21 protein-coding genes are annotated in these 25,692 nt (G+C 64.5%); 15 read left to right on the top strand and 6 right to left on the bottom strand.

The genetic code is table 11. The features are described from left to right. The first annotated feature begins 59 nt into the window (after nt 1-59). Nucleotides 60-1,076 (top strand): asparaginase, encoded by a 1,017-nt coding sequence (locus BSQ44_RS08975; protein ID WP_072603195.1) that lies wholly within the window; start codon nt 60-62, stop codon nt 1,074-1,076. A 22-nt stretch (nt 1,077-1,098) separates the two neighbouring features. On the opposite strand, the gene BSQ44_RS08980 is transcribed toward BSQ44_RS08975, so the two are convergent. After that, entirely contained in the window at nt 1,099-2,478 is a 1,380-nt protein-coding gene (locus BSQ44_RS08980; RefSeq protein ID WP_072607953.1) for a TIGR03808 family TAT-translocated repetitive protein, read from the bottom strand. Between the two features lie 96 nt (nt 2,479-2,574). Here BSQ44_RS08980 and BSQ44_RS08985 point away from each other — a divergent pair, with 96 nt between their 5' ends. The 3 genes from BSQ44_RS08985 (at nt 2,575) to BSQ44_RS08995 (ending at nt 6,812) form a co-directional block, all read left to right on the top strand. After that, nucleotides 2,575-3,042, top strand: a complete 468-nt coding sequence (locus BSQ44_RS08985; protein WP_072603197.1) for a GreA/GreB family elongation factor — start codon at nt 2,575-2,577, stop codon at nt 3,040-3,042. Between the two features lie 178 nt (nt 3,043-3,220). After that, nucleotides 3,221-5,152 (top strand): acyltransferase family protein, encoded by a 1,932-nt coding sequence (locus tag BSQ44_RS08990; protein ID WP_072603199.1) that lies wholly within the window; start codon nt 3,221-3,223, stop codon nt 5,150-5,152. 538 nt (nt 5,153-5,690) lie between these two features. After that, complete coding sequence (locus BSQ44_RS08995; protein ID WP_072603201.1) at nt 5,691-6,812, top strand: acyltransferase family protein; 1,122 nt, start codon at nt 5,691-5,693, stop codon at nt 6,810-6,812. A 43-nt stretch (nt 6,813-6,855) separates the two neighbouring features. Here the strand turns inward: BSQ44_RS08995 and scpA are convergent, their stop codons facing one another. Next, on the bottom strand, nt 6,856-8,976 hold the full coding sequence (gene scpA / locus BSQ44_RS09000) for a methylmalonyl-CoA mutase (RefSeq protein WP_072603204.1): 2,121 nt from the start codon (nt 8,974-8,976) through the stop codon (nt 6,856-6,858). Continuing rightward, the gene (locus BSQ44_RS09005; protein WP_072603206.1) at nt 8,973-10,412 is read right to left on the bottom strand and encodes a methylmalonyl-CoA mutase family protein; all 1,440 of its coding nucleotides are present in this window, start codon (nt 10,410-10,412) and stop codon (nt 8,973-8,975) included. Before BSQ44_RS09005 ends, scpA begins: the two co-directional genes overlap by 4 nt. A gap of 312 nt (nt 10,413-10,724) precedes the next feature. Between BSQ44_RS09005 and BSQ44_RS09010 the strand changes: the two genes are divergently transcribed. The 3 genes from BSQ44_RS09010 to BSQ44_RS27995 all read left to right on the top strand — a co-directional run bounded on the left by BSQ44_RS09010 (nt 10,725) and on the right by BSQ44_RS27995 (nt 13,859). Then, the gene (locus tag BSQ44_RS09010; RefSeq protein WP_072603208.1) at nt 10,725-12,347 is read left to right on the top strand and encodes a helicase HerA-like C-terminal domain-containing protein; all 1,623 of its coding nucleotides are present in this window, start codon (nt 10,725-10,727) and stop codon (nt 12,345-12,347) included. A 264-nt stretch (nt 12,348-12,611) separates the two neighbouring features. Continuing rightward, nucleotides 12,612-13,634, top strand: a complete 1,023-nt coding sequence (locus BSQ44_RS09015) for an AI-2E family transporter (protein ID WP_072603210.1) — start codon at nt 12,612-12,614, stop codon at nt 13,632-13,634. 120 nt (nt 13,635-13,754) lie between these two features. Next, nucleotides 13,755-13,859, top strand: coding sequence for a small membrane protein YohP (locus tag BSQ44_RS27995; protein WP_472238163.1), 105 nt, complete (start codon nt 13,755-13,757; stop codon nt 13,857-13,859). A gap of 199 nt (nt 13,860-14,058) precedes the next feature. On the opposite strand, the gene BSQ44_RS09020 is transcribed toward BSQ44_RS27995, so the two are convergent. Continuing rightward, nucleotides 14,059-14,790, bottom strand: a complete 732-nt coding sequence (locus BSQ44_RS09020) for a L,D-transpeptidase (RefSeq protein WP_072603212.1) — start codon at nt 14,788-14,790, stop codon at nt 14,059-14,061. Nucleotides 14,791-14,878: 88 nt separating this feature from the next. Then, nucleotides 14,879-15,541, bottom strand: coding sequence for a haloacid dehalogenase type II (locus tag BSQ44_RS09025; protein WP_072603214.1), 663 nt, complete (start codon nt 15,539-15,541; stop codon nt 14,879-14,881). A 150-nt stretch (nt 15,542-15,691) separates the two neighbouring features. Between BSQ44_RS09025 and BSQ44_RS09030 the strand changes: the two genes are divergently transcribed. The 5 genes from BSQ44_RS09030 (at nt 15,692) to BSQ44_RS09050 (ending at nt 20,112) form a co-directional block, all read left to right on the top strand. Beyond that, nucleotides 15,692-16,561, top strand: coding sequence for a branched-chain amino acid aminotransferase (locus tag BSQ44_RS09030; protein WP_072603216.1), 870 nt, complete (start codon nt 15,692-15,694; stop codon nt 16,559-16,561). A gap of 102 nt (nt 16,562-16,663) precedes the next feature. After that, nucleotides 16,664-17,263, top strand: coding sequence for a superoxide dismutase (locus tag BSQ44_RS09035; protein WP_072603218.1), 600 nt, complete (start codon nt 16,664-16,666; stop codon nt 17,261-17,263). Between the two features lie 196 nt (nt 17,264-17,459). After that, the gene (locus BSQ44_RS09040) at nt 17,460-17,900 is read left to right on the top strand and encodes a c-type cytochrome (protein WP_072603220.1); all 441 of its coding nucleotides are present in this window, start codon (nt 17,460-17,462) and stop codon (nt 17,898-17,900) included. 18 nt (nt 17,901-17,918) lie between these two features. Then, nucleotides 17,919-18,845, top strand: a complete 927-nt coding sequence (locus BSQ44_RS09045; RefSeq protein ID WP_072603223.1) for a cytochrome c — start codon at nt 17,919-17,921, stop codon at nt 18,843-18,845. Between the two features lie 13 nt (nt 18,846-18,858). After that, nucleotides 18,859-20,112 (top strand): flavin monoamine oxidase family protein, encoded by a 1,254-nt coding sequence (locus BSQ44_RS09050; protein ID WP_162276735.1) that lies wholly within the window; start codon nt 18,859-18,861, stop codon nt 20,110-20,112. A 42-nt stretch (nt 20,113-20,154) separates the two neighbouring features. Here the strand turns inward: BSQ44_RS09050 and BSQ44_RS09055 are convergent, their stop codons facing one another. Next, nucleotides 20,155-22,260: a S9 family peptidase gene (locus tag BSQ44_RS09055; protein ID WP_072603227.1), complete on the bottom strand. Its 2,106-nt coding sequence runs from the start codon at nt 22,258-22,260 to the stop codon at nt 20,155-20,157. A 288-nt stretch (nt 22,261-22,548) separates the two neighbouring features. On the opposite strand from BSQ44_RS09055, the gene BSQ44_RS09060 reads away from it, so the two are divergent. From BSQ44_RS09060 to BSQ44_RS09070, 3 genes are read left to right on the top strand one after another with little or no spacing between them, the layout of a single operon-like run. Further along, entirely contained in the window at nt 22,549-24,894 is a 2,346-nt protein-coding gene (locus BSQ44_RS09060) for a putative monovalent cation/H+ antiporter subunit A (RefSeq protein WP_072603229.1), read from the top strand. 1 nt (nt 24,895) lies between these two features. Beyond that, a complete protein-coding gene (locus BSQ44_RS09065) occupies nt 24,896-25,315 on the top strand; it encodes a Na+/H+ antiporter subunit B (RefSeq protein ID WP_072603231.1) in 420 nt (139 codons plus the stop codon). Continuing rightward, nucleotides 25,315-25,692, top strand: a complete 378-nt coding sequence (locus BSQ44_RS09070; RefSeq protein WP_072603233.1) for a Na+/H+ antiporter subunit C — start codon at nt 25,315-25,317, stop codon at nt 25,690-25,692. Before BSQ44_RS09065 ends, BSQ44_RS09070 begins: the two co-directional genes overlap by 1 nt.

The raw sequence follows: 25,692 nt of genomic DNA on the forward strand, positions 1-25,692 counted from the left end.
CGATCCCGAAAGGAATAGGTGCGGTTCTCCTCGTGGAACACTGACATCTTGGTGATGCTATGGCCAATCCCGTCCTCGTCGAAGTCCTGCGCGGCGCGATCGTCGAGAGCGCGCACCGCGGATCGGTCGCCGTGGTCGACGCCGACGGCGGAACGGTGCTTGCGCTCGGCGACGTCGAACACCCGATCTTCCCGCGCTCGGCGGTGAAGGCGATCCAGGCGCTGCCGCTTCTCGAGAGCGGCGCGGCCGACGCCTATGGCTTCCGCGACCGCGAGATCGCGCTCGCCTGCGCGTCTCATTCGGGTGAACCCGAACATGCGAAACTTGCCGCCGAGATGCTCGGCCGCGCCGGGCTCGATCGTGACGCGCTCGAATGCGGCACGCACTGGCCACTCGGCGAGCCAGCCACGATCGACCTCGCCCGCAGCGGCGCCGAGCCCTCGCAGCTCCACAACAACTGTTCCGGCAAGCATGCCGGCTTCGTGTGCACCTGCATGCATGCCGGCGTCGACCGCCGCGGCTACGTCGACTACGGCCATCGCATGCAGGCGATGCTGCGCTCCACGATGGAAGAGGTCACGGGCGCCATCCACGGCGAGGCGAACATGGCGACCGACGGCTGCTCGATCCCCACATACGCCGTGCCGCTTCGCTCGCTGGCGCTCGGCTTCGCCCGCATGGCCACCGGCGTCGGCATGGGGGTGGAGCGGATCAAGTCGGCGAAGCGCATCTTCGCCGCCTGCATGGCCGAGCCGTTCTACGTGTCCGGCACCGGGCGGATGGACATGCTCCTGATGCAGGCGGGGCAGGGGCGCATCTTCGCCAAGACCGGGGCGGAAGCGGTCTACTGCGCGGCGCTCCCCGAGCAGGGGCTGGGCATCGCGGTGAAGTGCGACGACGGCGCGACGCGCGCGGCCGAGACCATCGTCGCCTCCGTTCTCGCCGGGCTCCTTGCCTCGGACGAGAGCCTTCGCACCCGTTTGTCGGAACTCGCCGCTCCAGCCATCCGCAGCCGGCGCGGGGCCGTGGTGGGCCAGGTGCGGCCGGCGGAAGCGCTCACTGCGGCGCCAGCCTGACGGCCGTGCCGCAGGCGTTCGCTCAGCCGACGTGATTGCGCTCGACGGTCAGGTGGGCGTGGCCGTCATTGCCGATCCGCGCAAGGTCGCCTGTGGCCGCGTCCGCCCAGCGATGGCCGACGATCGCCCCGTGCTGCACGTCCGAGATGACATTGTCCGAAATCACCACCGCGCCGGCGCCCTCGACCACCGAGACCGCGATACCCGTGCCGGCCTTGCGGATGACGTTTCCGGTCGCCGTCACGTTGCGCAGGAACGGCCCCCAGCCGAGATGCATGCCGTAGAGCGGCGCGTTCTCGATGATGTTGCCGGTGATGGCCGTATCCGCCTCCGCCGTGATGCCGACGCCGAAGCCGGGGGAGTCCGCGGGGTAGGGACCTTTCTCCGACAGGTTGCGCACGACGTTGCCCGAGCACACCCCCATGCGGCCGCCCTCGTTGAAGTTGACGATCGAGATGCCGTTCGCGGCGCCGTCGACGATGTTGTTCGAGATCACCGCGCCCTCGAAGGCGAATTCCGAATAGATCGCCGTCTCGCCCGAGCGCAGGCAGGTATTGCCCGAGACTTGGATGTTGCTGCCGCTGTTCGACCGGATGGCCGAGAAGGCGCAATCGGAGAGCGAATTGCCGGAGACGATGACGCCGGCTGCGCGGAAGACGTTGATGCCGTTGCCGTACTGCCCGGTGCCGCCATTGCGGGCCGCGATGCGGCGGATGCGGTTGCCGGTCACCATCGTGCCGTCCTCCCCCGCCTGCCAGCGGTGGATAAGGATGCCGCCGTTGCCGCAATCGGCGATCTCGTTGTCGGCGATGGAGAGGCCCTGGGCGTCCACGCTGTAGATGGCCGCCTCCGCGGCGCCGGTGATCGTGCTGCGCTCGATACGCCCGCCGACGCGCTCCAGCGCCACCGCGTTCTTTCCGCTGCCGATCAGGCTGCAGCCGTCGATGACGAGACGGCCGACCCGGCGAGCATCGATCATGCCCTGCACCTGCTCGCTCAGCCATCGGTTGGCGCCGTCGATGACGAGACCGGAGAACTCGATGTGGTCGGCGCCTTCGGCGGCGAAGAGATGTCCGTCGCCTCCGTATATGATGCGGGTCGTGCCCGGAGTGCCGGTGAGGACGACGCGGCGGGGCAGGGTGACGTTCGACACGACGTAATTGCCGGCCGGCAGGGCGATCGGCATGCCGCGGTCGGCGGCGGCCTCGAGCATGCGGCCGAAGGCCTTGCTCTGATCGTCATATGTGCCGGGAAAGACGCCGAGTTCGGTGGCGTCGATCGAGCCGCGGATCGACGCGGTCTCGAAACCCGCCGCGGCGGCCCCCAGGCCCGGGCCGGCCGCGCCGATCAGCGCACCCCCGGCTCCGGCGAGCCCGGCGAGGACGCTGCGCCTGTTCAGGATCGGGACGGTTCTTGTGTTCATGGGCGGGGCGGTGCAGGAACCGTGCCACGTGCCGCAAGGGTTGTATGCGCCCCCCGGAAGGTCTAGCCTCCACCGATGAGCAGGGCATTCACCAGCAACGACGACAGCCTGTCGGGCCTGAACGACATCGGCGAGCGGCCGGTGAGCGAGCACCGCAACCTCGTCACGGCGGAGGGGCTCGCCCATATCGACGCGCAGCTCGCCGAACTGCACGAGCTCTTCGCCAGGGCTGAGGCCGAGGGCGACCGCGAGAAGATCGCGCTTGTCTCGCGCGACCTGCGCTACTGGACCTCGCGGCGCGAGAGCGCCGAGTTGTCGGTGCCGGAGCCCGGGAGCGGCACCGTCCGCTTCGGGATGACCGTGACGATCGAGGACGAGGACGACACGCGCCGCGTCTGGATGATTGTCGGCGAGGACGAATCCGACGCCGCCCACGGCAAGATCAGCCATGCCTCGCCGATGGCGCAGGCACTGTTCGGCAAGAAGGCCGGCGATCTGGTGACCGTGAGCGGCAAGGAGTGGGAGATCGTTGCGCTGAATTGAGGATCGGAGCGGCAGCTCGCGTCCGAGAAAGTTCGACCGTCTCCGTCGACGCTTTGAACCTCGTCCTGTACCGGCTGGCTCGACAACCGGTAAGGGACATGGTCTTGTGCCGATGCTCCGGGTTTGCCCGAGCGACCCGTCCTGAGTCCCCCGCCGCACTCTCCCCCAGATGAAGAGCATGACCGAGTTCCGACCAGAGATTCAAGGGCTGCGAGCGATCGCCGTCGTTCTCGTGGTGTTGTTCCACGTCAAGGCGGGGTTCGTGGGAGGGGGGTTCGTCGGGGTCGACGTGTTCTTCGTCATCAGCGGTTTCCTGATCACTCGAAAACTCGTGGGCGAGATGGACGCACGCGGGGCGATCGACATCCCGCTGTTTCTGGCGGGGCGGATGCGCAGGCTGTTTCCCGCCCTGTTCGCCACCATGCTCGCGACCTTCGTCGGCTCCTACTATCTCCTGTCGCCCGACGCCCTGCAGCGCTTCGCCGCCGGAGCGTTTCATGCGCTCCTATACGTTTCGAACGTGCTTTACTGGAACGAGAGCGGCTACTTCGACGTAGCGGCTTATTCGAAGCCGGATCTCCACACATGGTCGCTGAGCGTGGAGGAACAGTTCTACTGGCTTTGGCCGCTGCTTCTGCTGCTCGTCCGGAAACGGAGCCGGCTGGGGCTGTTCGTGCTGTTCTCGCTCGTATTCTGGGCGAGCCTGCTCCTGAACTACGTTTTCTACTGGGTGCCTCCCAGATTGATCGGTACATGGACGCCCCTTCTTTGGCCATTCGTGCAGAAGGCGGACACCGCGATTTTCTTCCTCATGCCGTTCCGCATGTTCGAATTCGCGATCGGCGCCCTGTGCTTCCTCGCCAGCGAGCGCTACGCGCCGAAGGCGTGGCCGGCGACAGCACTCCAGGTGACGGGGCTCGCCATGATTGGCGCGGCCGCGGTGTTCCTGACGGAGGGAACCCGGTTTCCCGGCGTTGCCGCGCTGCTGCCGTGCGGGGGCACGGCGCTGGTCATCCTGGGCGGCGACAAGAGCCTTACCAGCATCTTTCTGACCAACCGGGCGACAGATTGGATCGGCCGTGCGAGCTATTCGATCTATCTCGTCCACTGGCCGGTCGTCGTCCTCTATCTCGCCTACGTGCTCGAACCACGGATCGACGCGCTTGAGGCGACTGGGCTCTTCGCGGCATCGCTTATCCTGGGCTACGCCCTCCACGTGGCGGTCGAGTTCCCGTTCTGGAAGCGCAGGTATCTTCCCCGGACGGGACCGGCGGCGTTCTCGATGCTCTCGCTACTGTGTGTGCTCGTCCTGGCGCTGCCTCTGACAAATGCATGGGTGACCGGTGGATGGGCATGGCGTTTCGGGCCTTACGGCGACCGCTTCAATCTGGAGGCCTTAACGCTAGAAGCGCTCCGCTACGAGAAAACTCATGTCTCAGGTGTCCGGTTCGATCAGGGGCGGAAAGTACTGGTCATTGGAGATAGCCACGGCCGGGATCTAGCCAATGGTCTGCATCAGGTCCTTCCGGAGGACAGATACGACGTGAAGTGGCTCCCATCGCTTGCCATTTGTATTCAGCCCACGGAAACCGATCGGCCTCTCAGCGAAACCTGCCCCCAGCGTTGGAACTTGATTCGCACCTCGCATCTGGTGGTTCAGGCGGACGTAATCGTGTTGTCGTTCCGATGGTGGGTCGAGGGAGCAGAGCAGGCCGACGCGATGCTCCTGGAACTCAAACGGCTTTCCAAAGTGCCGACGGTTCGGCTGCTCGTCAGTGGCCGCGTAATGGAGCCGGCGGGTTTCCCTGAAAGTGCTATGTGGAAGGTCAAGGCTGGCATGTCCCCCAGCGCCATCAACAGCCAGTTTCCAGTCTCCTTCTCATATGTGAATCGTGTGGACAAGTCACTCATGGACGCGGTCCGTAGGGCGAACATCCCTGGCGCCATGTTCTGGACCAAGCTCTCGAGCCAGTGTCCTGACAAAAAGTGCCGCTTCATCGATGAGAGAAGAAACCTGCTGATTCGGGACAGTCAGCATCTCACGCTGACGGGTGCGCGGGATATGGCGCAGGATCTCGTGCGCACGTTTCCCGGGATGTTTCCGCAGTGATGATTACCGGGACTGCCTTCCGGAGGCGACCGTCCGAAGCCTGGTCACCGGAGCGGACACACTCGATATCCGGCCGACTTTAAGACGCCGCCGCTCGAATTTATGGATCTTATCGGTTGCGAGCGACTTATGGAAGCCCGTCTGTGGTCGGCGGTTTTATGGTACAGTTCAATTCGAGGAAAAGGTCCCTGTTCGTTTGTGGCCATCGACTAACAAATATATAACATGCTGTTGACGTTCCAATGACGCTCCGGGTCCTTGGGCGAATCCGCCTGAACTCGAAGATCAATACGCAACATTGCCGGCAAGTAGGCTACGCGAAGGGCAGAACATCGTTCGTCGGCGGATCGAAGAGGGAATCCAGCTTTTTCCGTGAGTCGCTTCGATCACGACTGGGGGATACATGCCGGAAACGAAGGGCAATCGCCATCGGTTGTTCGTTTCTTCCCTCTCCACAACGTCCGGACAGGGCGGGGTTGGCATAGGGCGGGGTCGTGGCTATTAGACCGGTACTTCCAAGGAGCCAGACGAAGAGCGAATGGAAAAACGAAGTCAGCCGATTGACGTGCTTCGAGGTATCGCGATCGTCTCGGTGATCATCTGGCACGCGTTTGCGCCGCATATGATGCAATGGTATCCGTGGAGCGCCAAGCTGTTCAAGCTCACTTGGGCGGGAGTGGATCTCTTTTTCGTCATATCAGGATTCCTTATTGGAAGTATTCTTCTGCGGTACCGTACGTCTTCATCCTATTTTCTTGCGTTCTATGGAAGAAGATTTTTCCGTATATTTCCGTTATACGCAGTTACTTTAATCATAGCCTATTTATATGGTGGCACAAAAGAGCCATTTTGGGCACTTGCGACGTTTACTCAAAATGTGCTTTGGGCCATCGAAGGGCGGTTCGGAGATGCATGGACAGGGGTCACCTGGTCGCTCGCTGTCGAAGAACAGTTTTATCTTGTGGTACCTTTGCTGATTCTCCTGATCTCCCCCAAACAGCTGCCGTGGGTCCTCATACCTTTGGTGATTGCTGCACCTTTGTTGCGGCTGGCAATCTGGGCGACTGGCGGCGGACCGTTCACGTCGGTTTACTACGCTGTCTATCTTATGCTTCCGACGCGGATGGATGGGTTGTTCCTAGGAGTGCTTCTTGCCTGGCTGCTTCTAGAGCCCAGACGCAGCGACTGGCTGATGTCCCACCGTGTCGGAGTGAAATCGGTTTCGGCTATCCTCCTTTTGGGGTGCGCCGCCATGTCGATTGCAGAGTGGAGTTCCGCAAGCCGCGGGATGATCCTCGGAGGATACACCTGGATCGCCCTCACGGCCGCATCCGTCGTGTTGCTGGCAGCGACGACGAAAAGGCAGGTTTCGGTGTTATTGACACCATTGGCAGCAGCGGGAATTGGCTGCTTCTCACTCTATCTGTTGCATATCCCGCTAGGGGTGATTCTGCTTTACAGCATCGACTGGGCAGCATTTCCTCTACATCCCCTGCCCTTTTTTGTGGCGCGAGCCATCTCACTCGTCATCGCGGCGTATATCTGCTGGCATCTGATCGAAAAGCCGAACATCGCGATTGGTCATCGGCTGTTTCCATACAGGAGACTTGCACCCGGATCCGAGTCGCGAAATGCCAAGCAGCCGGCATCTGCCGGCTGAAGGCAACACCGCGCAATGTCGTCGTCGGGCATCCGCCGGAAGGCTACCCTGCCAGCAGCCGGTCCACCAGCTTCTCCGCCGCTTCCGGGATCACCGTGCCGGGCGGGAAGATGGCCGTGGCGCCGGCTTTGAGGACGGCGTCGAAATCATCGGGGGGGATCACGCCGCCTGCGACGATCATGATGTCTTCGCGCGACAGGCGCGAAAGAGCTTCCCTGAGTTCGGGGATGAGCGTCAGGTGGCCGGCGGCGAGCGAGGAGGCGCCGACGATGTGGACGTCGTGCTCGGCGGCGAGTTTGGCGATTTCCTCCGGCGTCTGGAACATGGCGCCGACGGTGACGTCGAAGCCGAGATCGGCGAAGGCGGTGGCGATGACCTTCTGGCCGCGGTCGTGGCCGTCCTGGCCCATCTTGGCCACCAGGATGCGCGGGGCGGTGCCGGTCTTTTTGCGGAATTCCTCGACCTTGTCCTGGACGCGCGGGATCGCGGGGATGTCGCCCGCTTCGGTGCGATAGACGCCGCTGATGGTCTGGACCGTGGCGACGTGGCGGCCGAAGACCTTTTCGAGCGCCAGCGAAATCTCGCCGACGGTTGCCTTGGCGCGGGCGGCCTTGATGGCGAACTCGAGCAGGTTGCCGCCGCCGGACGCGGCCTCGGTGAGGGCTGCCAGCGAACCCTCGACGGCGGCCACGTCGCGCGTGCCCTTGAGTTCCTGGAGCTTCGAGAGCTGGCGGGCCCGCACCTGGGCGTTGTCGACCTTGAGCACGTCGACCTCGATCTCCTCGGAGGGCTGGAAGGCGTTGACGCCGATCAGGCTCTGCCGGCCCGTATCGATGCGCGCCTGTGTCCGTGCCGCCGCCTCCTCGATACGCATCTTGGGGATGCCCTTCTCGATCGCGGCGGCCATGCCGCCGAGGCTCTCGACCTCCTCGATATGGGCGAGCGCGCGGGCGGCCAGATCGTGCGTCAGCTTCTCCACGAAGGCCGAGCCGCCCCAGGGATCGATGATGCGCGTCGTGCCGGTTTCCTTCTGAAGGATCAGCTGCGTGTTGCGGGCGATGCGGGCGGAATGGTCGGTCGGCAGCGCCAGCGCCTCGTCGAAGGCGTTGGTGTGAAGCGACTGCGTTCCCCCTTGAGTGGCGGCCATCGCCTCGATCATGGTGCGAACAATATTGTTGTAAGGGTCCTGTGCCGTCAGAGACCAGCCGGAGGTCTGGGTGTGGGCGCGCAGCGCAAGCGACTTTTCGTTCTTCGGCGAGAAGTTCTTCTGCATCAGGCTGGCCCAGATGAGTCGGCCGGCGCGCTGCTTGGCGACTTCCATGAAGAAGTTCATGCCGGCGTTCCAGAAGAACGACAGGCGCGGGGCGAAATCGTCGACGTCGAGGCCGGCGGCGACGCCGGCGCGCACGTATTCGATACCGTCCGCGATCGTGTAGGCGAGTTCGAGGTCGAGCGTCGCTCCCGCTTCCTGGATGTGGTAGCCGGAGATCGAGATCGAATTGAACTTCGGCATCTCGCGGGAGGTATAGGAGAAGATGTCCGAGATGATCCGCATCGAGGGTTTGGGCGGATAAATGTAGGTGTTGCGGACCATGAACTCCTTGAGGATGTCGTTCTGGATGGTGCCCGCGAGATCCTTGTGAGCGACGCCCTGTTCCTCGGCCGCCACGACGTATAGCGCCATGATCGGCAGGACGGCGCCGTTCATGGTCATGGAGACGGTCATCTGGTCGAGCGGGATGCCGTCGAACAATTGCCGCATGTCGAGGATGGAATCGATCGCCACGCCCGCCATGCCGACATCGCCGGCGACCCGCGGGTGGTCCGAATCATAGCCGCGGTGTGTGGCGAGGTCGAAGGCGACCGACAGGCCCTTCTGGCCGGCCGCGAGGTTGCGGCGGTAAAAAGCGTTGGATTCCTCCGCCGTGGAGAAGCCGGCATACTGCCGGATTGTCCAGGGCTGCTGGACGTACATCGTCGGATAGGGGCCGCGCAGGTAGGGCGCCATGCCGGGCCAGGTGTCGAGGAACGGCAATCCCGCCAGATCCTCTTCGCCGTAGATGCGTTTGATCGGAATTCCTTCGGGCGTGTTCCAGACGTCGTCCTTGGATGCCGCGCCGCGGGCCGGCTTTTCCCAGTCGATGGAGGAGAAATCGGGGATCATGCGCCGGCTCCCAGCGTCTCGTCGATGCGTACGGGCGCAAGCCTCTCGCAATTGGCGACGCCGTCTTCGACCGGAGCGGGCGCCGCCGCGGGAAGGGTCCGAACGGGCCGTTCCTTGTCGGACGGAAACAGCGTCGTGCCCACGATCGTGCGGCTTCCGTCCTCGTAGCGGCGCGTCAGCGCCTCGCGCGCCGCAACCACACGCGACTGGAACTTGCCGGCCGACAGGCTGTCGAGGATGCCTCCTTCCTCCTCGATCCTGCGGAACTCGTTCCATGCCTCTTCGCACAGCGTCTCGGTGAGATGGGCGATGCCGCCCGAACCGGATGCCGGGTCGTTGACGAAGCCGACGTTGGATTCTTGCGAAAGCACCAGCTGCGTGTTGCGCGCAACCCGCCGGGCGAACCCGTCGGGCAGGCCGTGGGCGAGCGTGTGGGGCAGGACACTGATCGAATCGGCGCCACCGACGGCCGCCGCGAAGACGGCAATGGTGGAGCGCAGGATGTTGGTCTCGGGGTCCCTGCGGGTCAGCATGCGCCACGAGGTCTCGGCATGGATGGTGCCGACAGAGGGTTCGATCGAGCAAACCTCCTGGATGCGCGACCAAAGGCGTCGTGCCGCGCGCAGCTTGGCGATCGTCAGATACTGGTCCTGGTTGGCGGCAACGGCGAAGCCGACATGCGGGGCGGCATAGACGAGCGGCTGGCGGGCCGCTTCGAACATGCGCATGTGGGAGACGGCGGACGCGATGACGAAGCCGAGTTCCTGAGCTTCGGTGGCTCCGGCATTGTGGCAGACCCTGCCGTCGGCCTCGAGAAGGACGCTGGGAATCCCGAGCGCGAAGAAGTGCGAGAGCGACTGGGGCATGGAGGCCTTGAGCGCCTCAATCGACATCCTGAGCCTGCCGGTTCCGGCGAAGCTCGCTGCCGGATCAATGCCGAAGCACAGGTTGATGCGGGCGGGGTCCGCGTGGCGCTTGCCGAGAAGCGCGACGAGCCATTCGGCCGAGACCCGGCTGAGCGGGTGGGCATCGATCCTGATGTCGAGCCGGTTCAACGGGATGTCGGCGAGCGCGCTCGCCAGGGCCTCCGCCGAGGCAGGCAGCCCGTGGCCGAAGGCATTGGGAGCCCCCTCGAAGACGATGGAAAGACCCGTGGCGCCGCCGGCGAGGTCATCGAGTGCCTGCCGGTTGGCACGCGCTGGATCGGTGTCGTCAACGCGCTGGACGATCTTCCAGCTTCCGGCCTTGTCGTGGCGCGAGATCGGCATGGGCTGCGGCGAGCGGGCATAGATCGGCTCGATGCGGATGCCGTCGCCGGTGCGCGAGACCAGCGTGTCGTCGTAGTCGGCACCCTTCAGCGCTCTGGCGGCAAGCGCGCGCCATTTCGTCTCGTCGCCGGGCGGGAACACCGCCTCACGGAGCAAATCGGGAGTCATCAGTCTTCCGCACCAGTTCTGGCCGCCGCATGTAGCCTGGGCGCCAGAGTACGGCGCATCAGGGATCGCTGCAACAAAGGTTGCGGCGCAAATCGCATGGTCGGCATCCCACCCTCGGACCGCTCAACGCCGATCCGTATTCGTCCGCCGCGTGCAAGATGCAGCGCGGTCCCGACCCGATTACAATCTGCGGCGCCCGATGCGCAACAAGTCTTTGGCGGGCTGCGCGCAATGCCGTTGTGAGGTCCGCGAGGCGTGTCTATACCTTGCGGCGGGGCCGCCTTCGCGGCGCAGATGGAGGGGAAGGTCGGAATGGCGGAAGACGAGAGCCTGTTTCTGGGGGCGAGCAGGAAGCCGGACGACTCCTATCAGCGTGCGGAAACGTTGCTCCTGCGCTATGCGAACCGGCACGGGCTCGTGACCGGCGCCACCGGCACCGGCAAGACGGTGACCCTGCAGATCCTGGCCGAGAGCTTCTCCAATGCCGGGGTTCCCGTGTTCTGCGCCGACATCAAGGGCGATCTCTCGGGCATCGCGGCCATCGGCGAGGCAAAGGATTTCCTGGTCAAGCGGGCAGGGCAGGTGAAGCTCGACCCCTACGAGTTCCAGGAGTTTCCGGTGATCTTCTGGGACCTCTTCGGCGAGAAGGGGCATCCGATCCGGGCCACGATTTCCGAAATGGGACCGCTTCTTCTGTCGCGGCTGATGAACCTTTCGGATGCGCAGGAGGGCGTGATGAACATCGCCTTCCGCATCGCGGACGAGGAGGGGTTGCTGCTCCTCGACCTGAAGGACCTTCAGGCGATGCTGGCCCATATCGCCGATCGCGCCGACGAGATCGGCCGCAAGTACGGCAACGTCTCGAAGGCATCGGTCGGCGCAATCCAGCGTTCGCTGCTGGTGCTGGAGCAGCAGGGCGGGGAGCATTTCTTCGGCGAACCGGCGCTGCGCATCGAGGACCTGATGCGAACGACCCGCGACGGGCGCGGCGCGATCAATGTGCTCGCCGCCGACAAGCTCATGATGAACCCGCGGCTCTATGCGACCTTTCTTCTCTGGCTGATGTCGGAACTCTTCGAGGCGCTTCCCGAGATCGGCGATCCCGACCGTCCGCGGCTGGTGTTCTTCTTCGACGAGGCGCACCTTCTGTTCGATGAGGCGCCGAAGATCCTGATCGACCGGGTGGAGCAGGTGGTGCGCCTCATCCGCTCAAAGGGAGTGGGCGTCTATTTCGTGACGCAGAACCCGCTCGACGTGCCGGAGACGGTGCTCGCGCAGCTCGGCAACCGCATCCAGCACGCGCTGCGGGCCTATACGCCGCGCGAACAGAAGGCGGTGAGGGCTTCGGCCGAAACCTTCCGGCCTAACCCCGATTTCTACTGCGCCGACGCGATCACCCAGCTCGGCGTCGGGGAAGCGCTGGTTTCGACGCTGGAGGCCAAGGGCGTTCCCTCTATGGTGCAGCGTACGCTGATCCGCCCGCCGTCGTCGCGGCTCGGGCCGCTGACCGAGCCGGAGCGCCAGAAGATTCAGGCCGTGAGCCCCGTGGCCGGGCAGTATGACAAGCCGATCGACCGCGAATCGGCGTTCGAGATGCTGGAGAAGAAGGCGGCGGAGGCGGCGCGCGCGGAAGAGGAAGCGCGGGAAAACGAGGACGCAGCGCCGGCCGATGCGGGGCGGGGCAGGACGCGCTGGACCCTGCCGGATTTCGACGGCGGGGGCGAAAAGCGGGATCGCGACGACGACGACGACGATTTAGAGGAGGACTACCGCCGCCGCCGGTCGTCCCGCACCCGTTCCGCGCCGAGGAAACGGACGTCGAACCGCCAGACGGTGGCGGAGGCAGCGATCAAGTCGGTGGTGCGGTCGGTGGGAAGCTCGCTGGGGCGGGCGCTGGTGCGCGGCGTCCTGGGGAGTTTGAAGAGGGGGGGGTGAGCCGAGTGGCCGGATATGTTCCGGCGTGGAAGCGGGTTTGCGGATTGAAGCCGCCGGAGTGGCGCTCATGCCGAGCGTAAGCTTAGAGCCGATGGTCTGCACACGGCCCCCGGTCCTGCTCTGACGGCTGCCTCCGTGAGCGCCGGGAGTTTGCCCGTTTTTCGAGCCCCTGCAGGCCCATTGAACTTTTGCCCGTGATTGCGTCGACCGCCAGAGCAACCGAATTGCCATCCTGGGGTTCTATGGACGGCATGGGGACGACAAATGGCGCCGCGCACAACTTCTCTTCTGGTACTGTTCGGCGCGCTTGCGGCTCTGCTGCTGTTGGCACCCGACGTCCTGTTGATCGTCTTCGCAGGCGTTCTCCTGGCAGTCCTGCTCCGCGGCGGCGGTCACTGGATCGCGCAGAAGCTCGGGATTGCAGACGGTGTGGGCATAGGTCTGTTCCTGCTCGGCGTGATCGCAGCGTTCGCCGTGTTCGGCTTGGCCGTGGCGCCTTCGATAGCGGATCAGATCGATGAACTGTCGCAACGGCTTCCCCAAGCTTTCGACACCGTCAGGCAGAGGATAGAGGAATACTCCTGGGGGCCAGGCCTCCTCGACCACCTGATACCGGAAAGCTTTGCATCACCCGAGGGACGGACCGCAGCCGTGTCGGCCGTTTCCTCGACATTCGGCGCGCTCGGCAATGGGGTCGTCATCCTTTTCATCGGTCTCTATGGCGCACTGGACCCCGGGGTCTATCGGAGCGGTTTCGTCAAGCTGATCGCTCCATCGATCCGGGGCCAGGGCGACGAGGTATTATCCAAAGTAGCCGCAACTCTGCGCAGCTGGCTGACGGCCCAACTCATGGCCATGGCGGTGGTGGGAGTACTGACCGGAACCGGCCTGTGGATCGCCGGCGTGCCGCTTGCCTTCGCGCTCGGGTTGATCGCCGGACTTCTTGCCTTCATTCCGAACATTGGGCCGGTGCTAGCCATAGCGCCGGCGCTGCTGCTCGCCTTGCCCGAAGGCCAGACGACTGTGCTGATAGTGCTGGGTATCTATGTCGGAGTTCAGGCTCTGGAAAGTTATGTCGTGACCCCGCTCCTCCAGCAGGAGAAGGTGTCGCTGCCGCCGGCGCTCGTTATCGCCGTGCAGCTTCTGTTCGGCGTGCTTTTCGGCATTCTGGGCCTCGCCCTGGCAACACCGATCACAGCCGCCGCCATGACGGTCATCGGTCTTGTCTATGTGAACTCGTATCTCGACCGGGAAAAGGACGCGCAGCACGGGGGTGGGGACCGGTGAGCCAGCGGATCGTCGGAGTGGCTGGCGCTATGCGTGACAGGACAATCGAAGCGCGTCCGATCCCTGACATCGTCACCTCCAGGCCGGGAAACCCATCAAGTGCTGGAGCGTTCGTAGAAAGTGACAAAGGAGATTTTCATGCTCAAATTCATCGGTGGAACAATCGGCTTGATCTTTCTGATCGGGCTGCTGGTCGTGATCGGCATTCTGATGTTGATCTTTTGATCCCGACATCCCGGCGCTAGAAGGCTCCGTTCGGAGCCTTCTAGCGACCAAGAACCCGACAGACAGGTTTCGGCTGAAATCCAGGGGGACATTCAGGTACACCGAAGCGGCGGCTTCGGGCGCCTTCAAACGGTGAACTCAATTCCCCCTGCGGCACCATCCTAAGCTGGTGCCGAAGGGATTGCGATGGAGTGACGGATCACACCGTCCCGATGCCACTCGTGACCAGGATCGGCGAACCATCGGCGACGCGGCTGTAGAGGTCGATGACGTCCTGGTTGATCATCCTCACGCAGCCCGACGAGACGGACTTGCCGATCGACCACCATTCCGGCGAGCCGTGGACGCGGTACAGGGTATCCTGGCCGTCCTGGAAAATGTAAAGCGCGCGTGCGCCGAGGGGATTGTCGAGGCCGGGCTGCATGCCGCCGTTGTCCGCGCTGTACTTTGCCAGTTCCGGCTCGCGCGCGATCATCTCCTCCGGCGGCGTCCAGGTGGGCCAAGCCTTCTTCCACTGGATGACGGCGCGGCCGGACCAGGCGAAGCCATCGCGTCCGAGGCCCACACCGTAGCGCAGCGCCCGCCCGTCGGGCTGCACCAGATAGAGGTAGTGCTGCGATGTATCGACCACGATGGTCCCCGGCGCCTCGCCTGTCGGATCGGCGACGTACTGGCGAAGCAGGCGCGCGTCGATCTCGCGGTACGGCACCGCCGGAATCTCGTATCCCGCATCTACTCGCGCGCCGTAGATCTGCGGGTAGGCGAAGTCGGATGCGTATTCGGGCTCCGGTCGAACAGAACTGACGATGGGGGGCGTACGTTGGCCGATGCTGGTGCACGCCGACAGCGCGACCTGCGATGCCGCGAGGGCGCCTGCGGAGAGAAGGAAGCGCCTCGACATCAAGGGCTGAGTGCTGGGTTTTGCGGTCATGGTTCCGAACGGTCCTGTTTGAGCCACGACAACGCCGCACCGGGCGAAGGGTTTCCTGCCCGAATCGAAGCTGAGGCGGGAAAGTGATTCAGCCGACCTGCCGCAGGCTTTCCAGCGACGGCAGGATGATCGCCGGGGGTTGGTCCAGATACTCGTCCGGCTGGTTGGAACGGTTGATCCAGACCGTCCGAAAGCCGAAGCGGGTGGCGCCGGCGATGTCCCACCGGTTGGAGGACTGGAACGAGACGGCGTCGGGATAGAGGCGCCACGCCGTGGTGACCATGTCGTAGACGCCCGGATCGGTCTTGAAGCGCTTGATGTCATCGACCGAAAACACGTCGTCGAGCACCAGGTCGAGGCCGGCCGACTTCACCGCCGCGTCGAGCATGGCGCGCGAGCCGTTGGAAAGGATGGCGAGGCGCGCGCCGTCTTCCTTCAGGCCCTTCAGGACGGCGGGCACTTCCGGGTAGCAGTCGAGCTTCCAGTAGGCGTCGAGCAGGTTCTGCCGTTGCGCGCCGTCGGCGGAGGGGACTTTCGCATAGGCGAAGTCGAGCGCCTGCTCGGTCAACTGCCAGAAATCCGCAAAGTCGCCCATCAGGGTGCGGACCCAGGAGTATTCGAGCTGCTTGGCGCGCCAGATCTCCGACAGAAGCTGCGCATCAGGCCCGACGGCATCGGCATGGCGGCGCACCGCGGCGTGGACGTCGAAGAGCGTCCCGTAGGCATCGAAAACGAAGGCAGTGTGTCGCATGTGAAGGCGCCGTTCCGGTTCGATCGACTTGAACCGATGGGCCGGTACGGGTCAAGACCTCGCTGGTGCAAGAGAATTGAGGAGGAGGGCGATTGACGCCCGGACCGCAGCCGCTATCCATAGGCCGCAAAACTCGGAAGGTGGAAACGCATGGCGGTCGATACCAAAGCAGACACCCTGACCTGGACCTTCGTCGACGGCGACTGGCACGAGGGCAACGTGGCGCTGATCGGGCCGCGCAGCCACGCGATGTGGCTGGGCACCAGCGTCTTCGACGGCGCCCGCTGGTTCGAGGACGTGGCACCCGACCTCGACCGTCACGCCGCGCGCGTCAACGCCTCGGCGCTTGCGCTGGGACTGAAGCCGACAATGAGCGCCGACGAGATCGTCGAACTCACCTGGGAGGGGCTGAAGAAGTTCGACGGGAAGACGGCCGTCTACATCCGCCCGATGTACTGGGCCGAGCACGGCGGCTACATGGGGGTCCCGGCCGATCCGCAGTCGACGCGGTTCTGCCTGTGCCTCTATGAGGCGCCGATGATTTCGCCTTCGGGCTTCTCCGTCACCGTGTCGCCCTTCCGGCGCCCGACCATCGAGACCATGCCCACCAACGCCAAGGCCGGCTGCCTCTATCCCAACAACGGCCGCGCCATCGTGGAAGCGAAGTCGCGCGGCTTCGACAATGCGCTGGTGCTCGATATGCTGGGCAACGTCGCCGAGACCGGCACGTCGAACATCTTCATGGTCAGGGACGGGGTGGTGTTCACGCCGGTCGAAAACGGCACGTTCCTTTCGGGCATCACCCGCTCGCGCGCCATCGAGCTGCTTTCGGACGCGGGAACACGGGTGGTGGAAAAGACGCTGAAACTGGCCGATTTTCTCAATGCCGACGAGATATTCTCGACCGGCAACCACTCCAAGGTCGTCCCGATCATCCGCATCGAGGACCGGCAACTGCAGCCCGGACCGGTGGCGAAGAAGGCGCGCGACCTCTATTGGGAGTGGGCGCACTCGATTTGAGACGGAAAGGCCCCTTCCCGAGGGGCTGCACGGTTGTCTGGCGCCGGCGAAAACCTATCCTTATGTCCGGCACGTCATTTCATTCATAGAGGAGATCCAGCAATGGCTTTTGAACTTCCCGCACTGCCTTACGACTACGAGGCGCTTCAGCCCTACATGTCGCGCGAGACCCTCGAGTACCACCACGACAAGCACCATAAGGCCTATGTCGACAAGGGCAACGAACTCGCTGCGCAGGCCGGAATGGAGAACCTGTCGCTCGAGGAGATCGTCAAGCAGTCCTATGGCAAGAACCAGGCGCTTTTCAACAATGCCGGCCAGCACTACAACCACATCCACTTCTGGAAGTGGATGAAGAAGGGTGGCGGCGGTAAGAGCCTGCCGGGCGCTCTTCAGAACGCCTTCGACAGCGACCTCGGCGGCTACGACAAGTTCAAGTCGGACTTCGTGGCGGCCGGCGTCGGGCAGTTCGGCTCGGGCTGGGCCTGGGTGGCCGTCAAGAACGGCAAGCTCGAGATCATGAAGACGCCGAACGGCGAGAACCCACTCGTGCACGGCGCCACGCCGATCCTCGGCGTCGATGTGTGGGAGCATTCCTATTACATCGACTACCGCAACGCGCGGCCGAAATATCTCGAAGCCTTCGTGGACAACCTCATCAACTGGGACCACGTGCTGGAGTGCTACGAGAAGGCCAGCTGAACCTGACTACGAACCAGCGCCCCGGACGATCTGGAATGATCTCCGGGGCGTTTTCGTTGACAGTCTGTCGACCAAGCGAACACCGGCGCTCACGCGAGCGTGAACGCGCGTGAACGCAAAACCCGCCATTATCCCTTTGGGATACCTCACGTTTCCCCAGCAAGGCTGAATTCAGCAAGGTACCGGAGGATTTCGCATGAAGACGTTTCTACTCGCCCTCACCACAGTGACCCTCATCTCGGGCGCTGCGTTCGCCGATCCGCACGAGGACCGCGAGGCACTGATGAAGTCCTTCGGCCAGCAGCTCGGGCAACTGGCTCCGATGGCCAAGGGTGAAAAGCCCTTCGACGCCGCTGCGACCGCTGCAGCACTTGAGGAACTTCATGCGCGCAGCGAGAAGTTCGATGCAGCCGCGCTCTTCCCGGAAGGAAGCACCGACGGCGCCGACAACCGCGCCTTGCCGATCATCTGGACGGACTGGGACGACTTCGCTGCGCGGGTGGACAAGTACAAGGCAGATGTTGCCGAGGTGGCGGCCAACCCGCCGGCCGACCAGGCGGCACTCGGCGTGGCGCTCGGCAAGATCGGCGGCAATTGCGGCAGCTGCCACGAAGTGTATCGTGCGCCGGAAGGCTGATCGGGAAACGCTCCATTCATGAGGCTTTTGGGCAAGCTCGTCGTCGCGGCGGCCATCCTGGCCGCAGCGGGCGGGCTTGCGTTCTGGTGGGCGACCGCCCCGGAGCCGCTTTCGGCGCAAGCCCTGGCGGCTCTGCCGCAGGGCGACGCTGCGCGTGGCGAGCGGATCTTCTGGGCGGGCGGGTGCACCTCGTGCCATGCGCGTCCCGGAGCCAAAGGCGACGCAGTTCTTGAACTGGCCGGCGGGCTGGAGCTCAACACGCCATTCGGCACCTTCGTGGCGCCGAACATCTCGCAGCATCCCGAGGACGGCATCGGCAACTGGACGGCCGGCGATCTGGCGAACGCCATGCTGCGCGGCGTATCTCCGCAAGGGCGCCACTACTATCCGGCATTCCCGTACGGTTCCTACGCACGCATGGAGCCGGCCGACGTGGCGGACCTTCATGCCTTCATGAAGACCTTGCCGTCCGTCGAGCGAAAAGCCGCGGGTAACAGGCTGAAATTCCCCTTTAACATCCGGCGCGGCGTCGGCGCCTGGAAACTCGTCAACCTGGGCCCCGAGCCGGTGGTCGAAATTCCGGACGCGTCCGAGCCGGTGGCGCGCGGCCAGTATCTGGTCGAGGGTCCCGGCCATTGCGGCGAGTGCCACACGCCGCGCGACGTCTCGGGCGGACTGAAGAAGGACGAATGGCTGGCCGGCGCGGTCGCAGCCGAAGGTGAGGGGGTCGTCCCGAACATTACGCCCGGCGGCCTCGACTGGTCGGCGAGTGACATCGCGTATTTCCTCGAATCGGGCTTCACGCCGGATTTCGATTCGGTGGGCGGATCGATGGCCGAGGTCCAGAGGAACATGGCGCGCCTGCCGGCCGAAGACCGCGAGGCGATCGCAGCTTATCTCAAGGCGATCCCGGCCCTCGATAATGGGTATACGGCGAGGCAGTGAAAAGGGACATGCCTTGACCGTTGACGTCGTCATCGTCGGCGCCGGCGCCGCAGGCATCGGTGCCGGTCTCGAGCTTGCCGAGCGCGGCGTATCCTGCGTCATCCTGGAGGCCGCGGAGCGGGTCGGCGGCCGGGCTTTCACGGATGAGACGTCGCTGCCATACCGCTGGGACCAGGGCTGCCACTGGCTGCATTGCGCCGACGTCAATCCGCTGGTCGCCTGGGCGGACAGGCTCGGTGCGTCCTACATCAGCGAGATCCGCAGCAATCATTTCGCAATCTGGTCGGGCAGCGAGTGGCTGGACGACGAGACCGCGGCGGTTGCCCGCTCGCACACGGTGGCGGCCTTTGCCGCGGTGGAGGCGTTCGGGGCGAGCGAGGCCGATCGCCCGATATCCGGCGTGATACCAGATGCCGGACGCTGGTCGGCACCCGTCCGCCACATCCTGACGCTGATGGCGAGCGAGGACCCGGAACGCGTGTCGGCGAAGGGCTATGCCGACTACGAGGACACGGGCGTCAACTGGCCCGTGCTGTCCGGATACGGCGATCTCGTCGCGCGGATGGCTGCCGGACTGCCTGTCCGGCTCGGCGTCGCCGTGACCGGGATCGATCAGCTGGCCGGACGCGTCCGCATCGAGACGACGCAAGGGACGCTGGACGCTCGCGCAGTGGTCGTTACCGCTTCCACGAACGTGCTGCTCTCCGGCGCGATACGCTTCGGCGCGGGACCTGCGCGGGATGTCCTGAAGGACTTCGTCGGCGACGTGCCTTGCGGCGCCTACGAGAAGGTGGCGATCGCGCTGCGGCGCAAGATCGTGGCGGATGAGCGCAAGCTCTTCTGCATGATCGATCCCGGCGATGGCTCCTCGCCGGTCGATTTCCAGATCGTGTCGTCCGGAGAGCCGGTGATGATCGCGCATATGGCCGGAGACCTGGCGCGCGGACTGGCCGCCGAGGGCAGGGATGCGATGGCCGATTTCGCGGTCGAGCGGCTGGCGCTGGCGTTCGGAGACGATGTCCGGAAGGAGATCGTCGCGTGCGGCGTGACGGGCTGGGGGGCCAACCCTTTCGTGCGCGGCGGCTACTCCTACGCCAGACCGGGCACGGCCGACAGGTGGCAAGAACTCATCGCGGCCGACACCGGCAACGTCGCCTTCGCGGGCGAGGCGCTGTCGCGGCAATGGCAGGCGACTGCGCACGGCGCCTACCAGAGCGGACGCGACGTCGCGGCGCGGCTCGCCGCGCATGTGCTTAAGGCCGCCTGACCCGGCGATGGGCCTTGCCGGACGCCAATCCGGACATACGGATCAGGCGTCGGTCTTGCCCGTCACCTTCAGCGCGAAGGCATAGGTGTAGGCGATCTCCTCCAGGCGCGAGAAGCGGCCGGAGGCGCCGGCATGGCCGGCTTCCATGTTGATGCGGAACAGCACGGGGTTGTCGCAGGCCTTGAGGTCGCGCAGCTTCGCCACCCATTTCGCCGGTTCCCAGTAGGTCACGCGCGGATCGGTGAGGCCGGCGACCGCGAGGATCGGCGGGTAGGCGAGGGGGCCGACATTGTCATAGGGCGAGTAGGCCGCGATGGTCTGGTAGTCCGCCACGGATTCGATCGGATTGCCCCATTCGGGCCATTCGGGCGGGGTGAGGGGCAGAGTGGCGTCGAGCATCGTGGTGAGCACGTCGACGAAGGGCACTTCGGCGACGATCGCGCCGAAGGCTTCCGGCGCCATGTTGGCGACCGCGCCCATGAGCAGCCCGCCGGCCGACCCGCCCTGCGCCACGATCCGGTCGTGCGCGGTGAAACCTTCGGCGACGAGATGCTTCGCGACGGCGACGAAGTCGAGGAAGGTGTTGGTCTTCTTCTCCCGCTTGCCTTCCTCGTACCAGGAGAAGCCCTTGTCCTTGCCGCCGCGCACATGCGCGATCGCATAGACGAAGCCGCGGTCGACGAGCGACAGGCAGTTTGTGTTGAAGGAGGCGGGGATGGCGATACCGTAGGATCCGTAGCCGTAGAGCAGGCAAGGCGCGCCGCCGTCGAGCGGCGTGTCGCGATGGTAGAGGATCGAGACGGGGACGAGTTCCCCGTCGTGCGAGGCAACCATCAGGCGGCGCGTCACGTAGTGGTCGGCGTCGTGGCCGGAGGGAACCTCCTGCGTCTTCAGGAGCACACGCTCGCGGGTCCGCATGTCGTAGTCGTAGACCTGCGAAGGCGTGGTCATCGAGGAATAGGAGAAGCGGAAGACGTCGGTGTCGTATTCGAGCGATCCACCGAGGCCGAGCGAATAGGCTTCCTCCTCGAAAAAGATCGAATGCTCCTCGCCGGAGGTCCGGTCGCGTACCACGATGCGCGGCAGGCCTTCCTTGCGCTCCAGCCGGATGAGGAAATCCCGGAAGGCCATGACGCCGAGGATCAGGCGGCCGGGCTCGTGCGGGACGATTTCGGTCCAGTTCTCCTGGCGCGGGTCGGCGGCAGGGGCCGACATGATCTTGAAATCCTTGGCGCCGTCGATGTTGGTCAGGATGAAGAAGACATCGCCGCCTTCCTCGAGGTCATATTGGACGCCGGCCTCGCGTGCCTTGACGAGCTTCGGCAGCGCGGTCGGATCGTTCGCCGGGATGATGCGGTACTCGGAAGTCTCGTGATCGTTAATCGCGATGAGGATCCAGTCGTTGGTGCGGGTGCCGCCGACGTTCATGAAGAAGCCGGGGTCCTTCTCCTCGTAGACTAGCCGGTCCTGCTTCGGATCGGACCCGAGCACATGATGGACTATCTTGGAGGGGCGGTGGTTGCTGTCGAGCCGCGTGTAGAGGAAGCCGTCGTTCCGGGCGGTCCAGACACCGCCGCCGCCGGTGTCGGGGACGGTCTCAGTCAGGTCTTCTCCCGAGGCGAGATCGCGTACCTTGAGGCTGTAGAACTCCGAACCCTTGTCGTCGTAGGCCCAGAGCAGCTTGGTGTGGTCGGCCGAATGATCGGTGCCGCCGAGCCGGAAATAGGCTTTTCCTTCAGCCTCGGCGTCGCCGTCGAGGAGCATCTCCTCCGCGCCGCCGTCGCGCGGTACGCGGAAGTAGCGCGGCTGCTCGCCGCCCTTCCTGAACGAGGAACCGTAGGCATACGGCCCGTCTTTCATGGGCACGGACGAATCGTCCTCCTTGATGCGGCCCTTCATCTCGGCGAACAGCATCTTCCGCAGCGCTTCGGTGTCGGCCATCATTTTCGACTGATAGTCGTTCTCGGCTTCCAGGTGTGCGCGGATCTCCGGATCGAGCAGGGTGGGATCGCGGAACATCTCCTGCCAGTTCTCCGCCCGCAGCCAGGCATAATCGTCCGACCGGGTGATGCCGTGGTGGGTGTGGGAAACGGGGCGCTTCGCAGCGGCCGGAGGAGCGATCTCGGGAAAGGGGAACGGTTTCGTCATGCGTGAGGCTTCGTCTCGCTGAACGGAAATGGGATGGCAGGCCGGACGGCCCAACGGAGCTATGCCATTCGCGACGCGACTTCAAACGATTCGACACGGGTCATCGGTAAAAACTGCGTCCGACCTCGGTTGGTCCTGTCTGGCGACTTCCTGCAAGGCGGCTTCGGAATGCTGAGTATAAGTGCTACACGCGGTCGCATCTGCTTGCCGGGGGCAGGCCGACCCGCTATGTGTCCCGCGGCAAAACGAAGAAGAACGCAAAGAACCGCGCGGAGCTTGGGCAACTGAATGGCAGATGGATTGCAGTCGCTGACCTTTCTGGCGCTGATCTTGCCGTTTCTGGCCGCTGTCGTTGCACCCTGGCTGACGAAGGCGCTGAAGCACAATGCCGCGTGGGTTCTGGCATTGGCGCCGGCCTTCATGTTCGTGCATTTCCTGGGTTATGCCGGGGCGGTGGCGGACGGCGCGACGATAACCGGCGGCTATGCCTGGATCCCGAGCCTCGGCGTCGATTTCTCCTGGTACCTGGACGGCTTGTCCCTTGTCTTTGCGCTGCTCATCTCGGGCATCGGCACGCTGATCGTTCTTTATTCGGGCGGTTACCTTAAGGGGAACGAGTACCAGGGGCGGTTCTTCTCCTTCATCCTGATGTTCATGGGCGCCATGCAGGGGCTGGTGGTTTCGGACTCGTTCCTGATGCTGTTCGTCTTCTGGGAACTGACTTCGATCACCTCGTTCCTGCTGATCGGCTTCGACCACGCCCGCGACGCCTCGCGCCGGGCGGCGCTCCAGGCGCTGGTCGTGACGGGTCTGGGCGGGTTGTCGATGCTGGCGGGTCTGATCGTCATCCAGTTCGCCACCGGCGTCGGCAGCATGTCGGAGCTTCTGGCCTTGGGCGACCTGCTGCGCCAGAGCCCATTCTACCTGCTTGCGCTCATCCTGATCCTCGGCGGCGCCTTCACCAAGTCGGCGCAGTTTCCGTTTCATTTCTGGCTTCCGAACGCCATGGAAGCCCCGACGCCCGTCTCCGCCTACCTGCACTCCGCCACGATGGTGAAGGCCGGCGTCTACCTGCTGATGCGGCTGAACCCGGCGCTCGGCGACACGGCCTGGTGGGAGACGATCCTGCCGGTCTTCGGCGGCACCACGCTTCTGGTCGGAACCCTGCTCGCCATCCGCCAGACCGACCTCAAGCTGATGCTGGCCTACACCACCGTCGCCTCGCTCGGCCTGCTCGTCATGCTGACCGGTTTCGGGTCGGAAATCGCCGTGGAAGCGGCGGTGCTCTACCTGATTGCGCATTCCATGTTCAAGGGTGCGCTGTTCATGGTCGCAGGCCTGATCGACCATGAGAGCGGCACGCGCGACGTGACGCGCCTCGGCGGCCTGCGCGGCGCGATGCCGATCACCTTTGCCGCCGCCATGATGGCCGCCATCTCCATGGGCGGGCTGCCGCCCTTCTTCGGCTTCCTCGCCAAGGAGGAGATCTACGCGGCGCTGAACTTCGCCGGCGGATGGAATTCCGTGTTCACGCTGGTCGCCATCGCAGGCAACGCGCTGATGTTCGTCATTGGCTTCGCCGTGGCCATCAAGCCCTTCTTCGGCGAGTTGCGCGAGACGCCGAAGCATCCGCACGAGGGGCCGGTCCTGCTGTGGCTGGGCCCGTTGACGCTGGCCGTCGTCGGACTGGCGACCGCCGTCTTTTCGGGCCTGTCGCATCAGTATCTATCGAGCCCGATGGCTTCCGCCGTCGCGGGCACGCCAGTGGAGGTTTACATCTCCATCGTTCCCCATGTCGGGCTGCCGCTCATCCTTTCCGTGGTGACCGTGCTTCTGGGGGTGGCGATCTACGTCTTCCTCGACGGCGCGAGAGCCACGATGGCCGGTATCCTGCGGGCGATCGGCTGGGGCCCGGACCGCGGCTTCGACCAGTTCATGCGCGGACTGGTGCGGTTTTCGGCCGGGGTTACGAATATCGTCCAGAACGGGCGGCTCGAGGTCTACATGACCGTCACCTTCATCATGATCGCGCTCGCGCTCTGGGTGCCGATGATCGGGTTCGGCGAACTGCCGACCTGGCCGGAATTCCCGGACCTGGCCTTCTACGAGTGGACCATTATCCTGATCGCCGTGATCGGCCTCGGCGCAGTCGCCTATGCCGCTGACCGGCTGACGGCGATCGTGTCCCTCGGCATACAGGGTTTCGCCGTGGCGCTGCTCTTCATGCTCTTCGGGGCGCCCGACCTCTCCTTCACGCAGTTCATGGTCGAGACCCTGTCGGTCGTCATCCTGGCGCTCGCCATGACGCGGCTGCGCCTGCATCCGAGTGACCACCGGCCGACGCCGGAAAAGCTGCTGGACGTCACGGTCGCCGGTGCTTGCGGGGCAGGGTTCGCGATGCTGCTACTCAAGGTGACCCAGATTCCGTTCGACGCGACGCTTTCGGAATTCTTCAACACCTACTCCTACGTGGTCGCCCATGGCCGCAACGTCGTGAACGTCATCATCGTCGATTTCCGCGGCCTCGATACGCTAGGCGAGATCGCGGTGGTCATGATCGCCGGACTGGCGATCCTGGCGCTGATCCGCATCCGCGTGCCGCGGTCCGGCCTTCCCGCGGAAAGGGAGGGTTGACATGCGCACGGTGATCTTCCGCACGACGGCGCCCTATCTCACCAGCCTGATGGTGCTTTTTTCCGTGTTCGTGCTTCTGCGCGGGCACAACGAACCGGGCGGCGGCTTCATCGGCGGCCTGATCGCGGCGTCGGCCTTCGCCATCTACGGTATCGCCTGCGGCGTGGCGCCGGTGCGCCGGGCGCTCTATTTTCACCCGATGGGCCTCGCCGGCTTCGGCCTGTTCCTCTCGGCCCTTTCTGGTTTCGTCTCGATCCTGCAGGGCGTTCCCTTCCTGACGGGGATCTGGACGGCGGTGCATCTCTTGGGACTTTCGGTCGACCTCTCCACCGTGCTCTTCTTCGATATCGGGGTCTATTTCGTCGTCGTCGGGTCGATCACCTCGATCGCGCTGGCGCTCGAGGAAAGGGAGCGGGACTGATGGAAACAGCGCTCGCCGGCCTCGTCGGACTGTTCTACGCCGTCGCCATCTACCTGATGCTGTCGAAGCACATTATCCGGGTGCTGCTGGGCATCGTCATCTTCGGCAATGCCGTGAACATGACGATCTTCACCGCCGGCCGCATCGTGCGCGAAGTGCCGCCGATCATCCCGGCGGGCGCCGAGCGCATCGAAGATGTCGTCGCGAATCCGCTGCCCCAGGCCCTGATCCTGACCGCAATCGTGATCTCCTTCTCGTTCTTCGCCTTCCTGCTGGTACTGGCCTACCGCGCCTACCAAGAACTCGGCACCGACGACACCGACGAGATGCGCGTCGCCGAACCGGAAGGCGAAAGCCTTCCCCCTCTGGGTTATTGA

Source organism: Aquibium oceanicum (assembly GCF_001889605.1).
In the GTDB taxonomy this organism is placed as follows: Bacteria; Pseudomonadota; Alphaproteobacteria; order Rhizobiales; family Rhizobiaceae; genus Aquibium; species Aquibium oceanicum.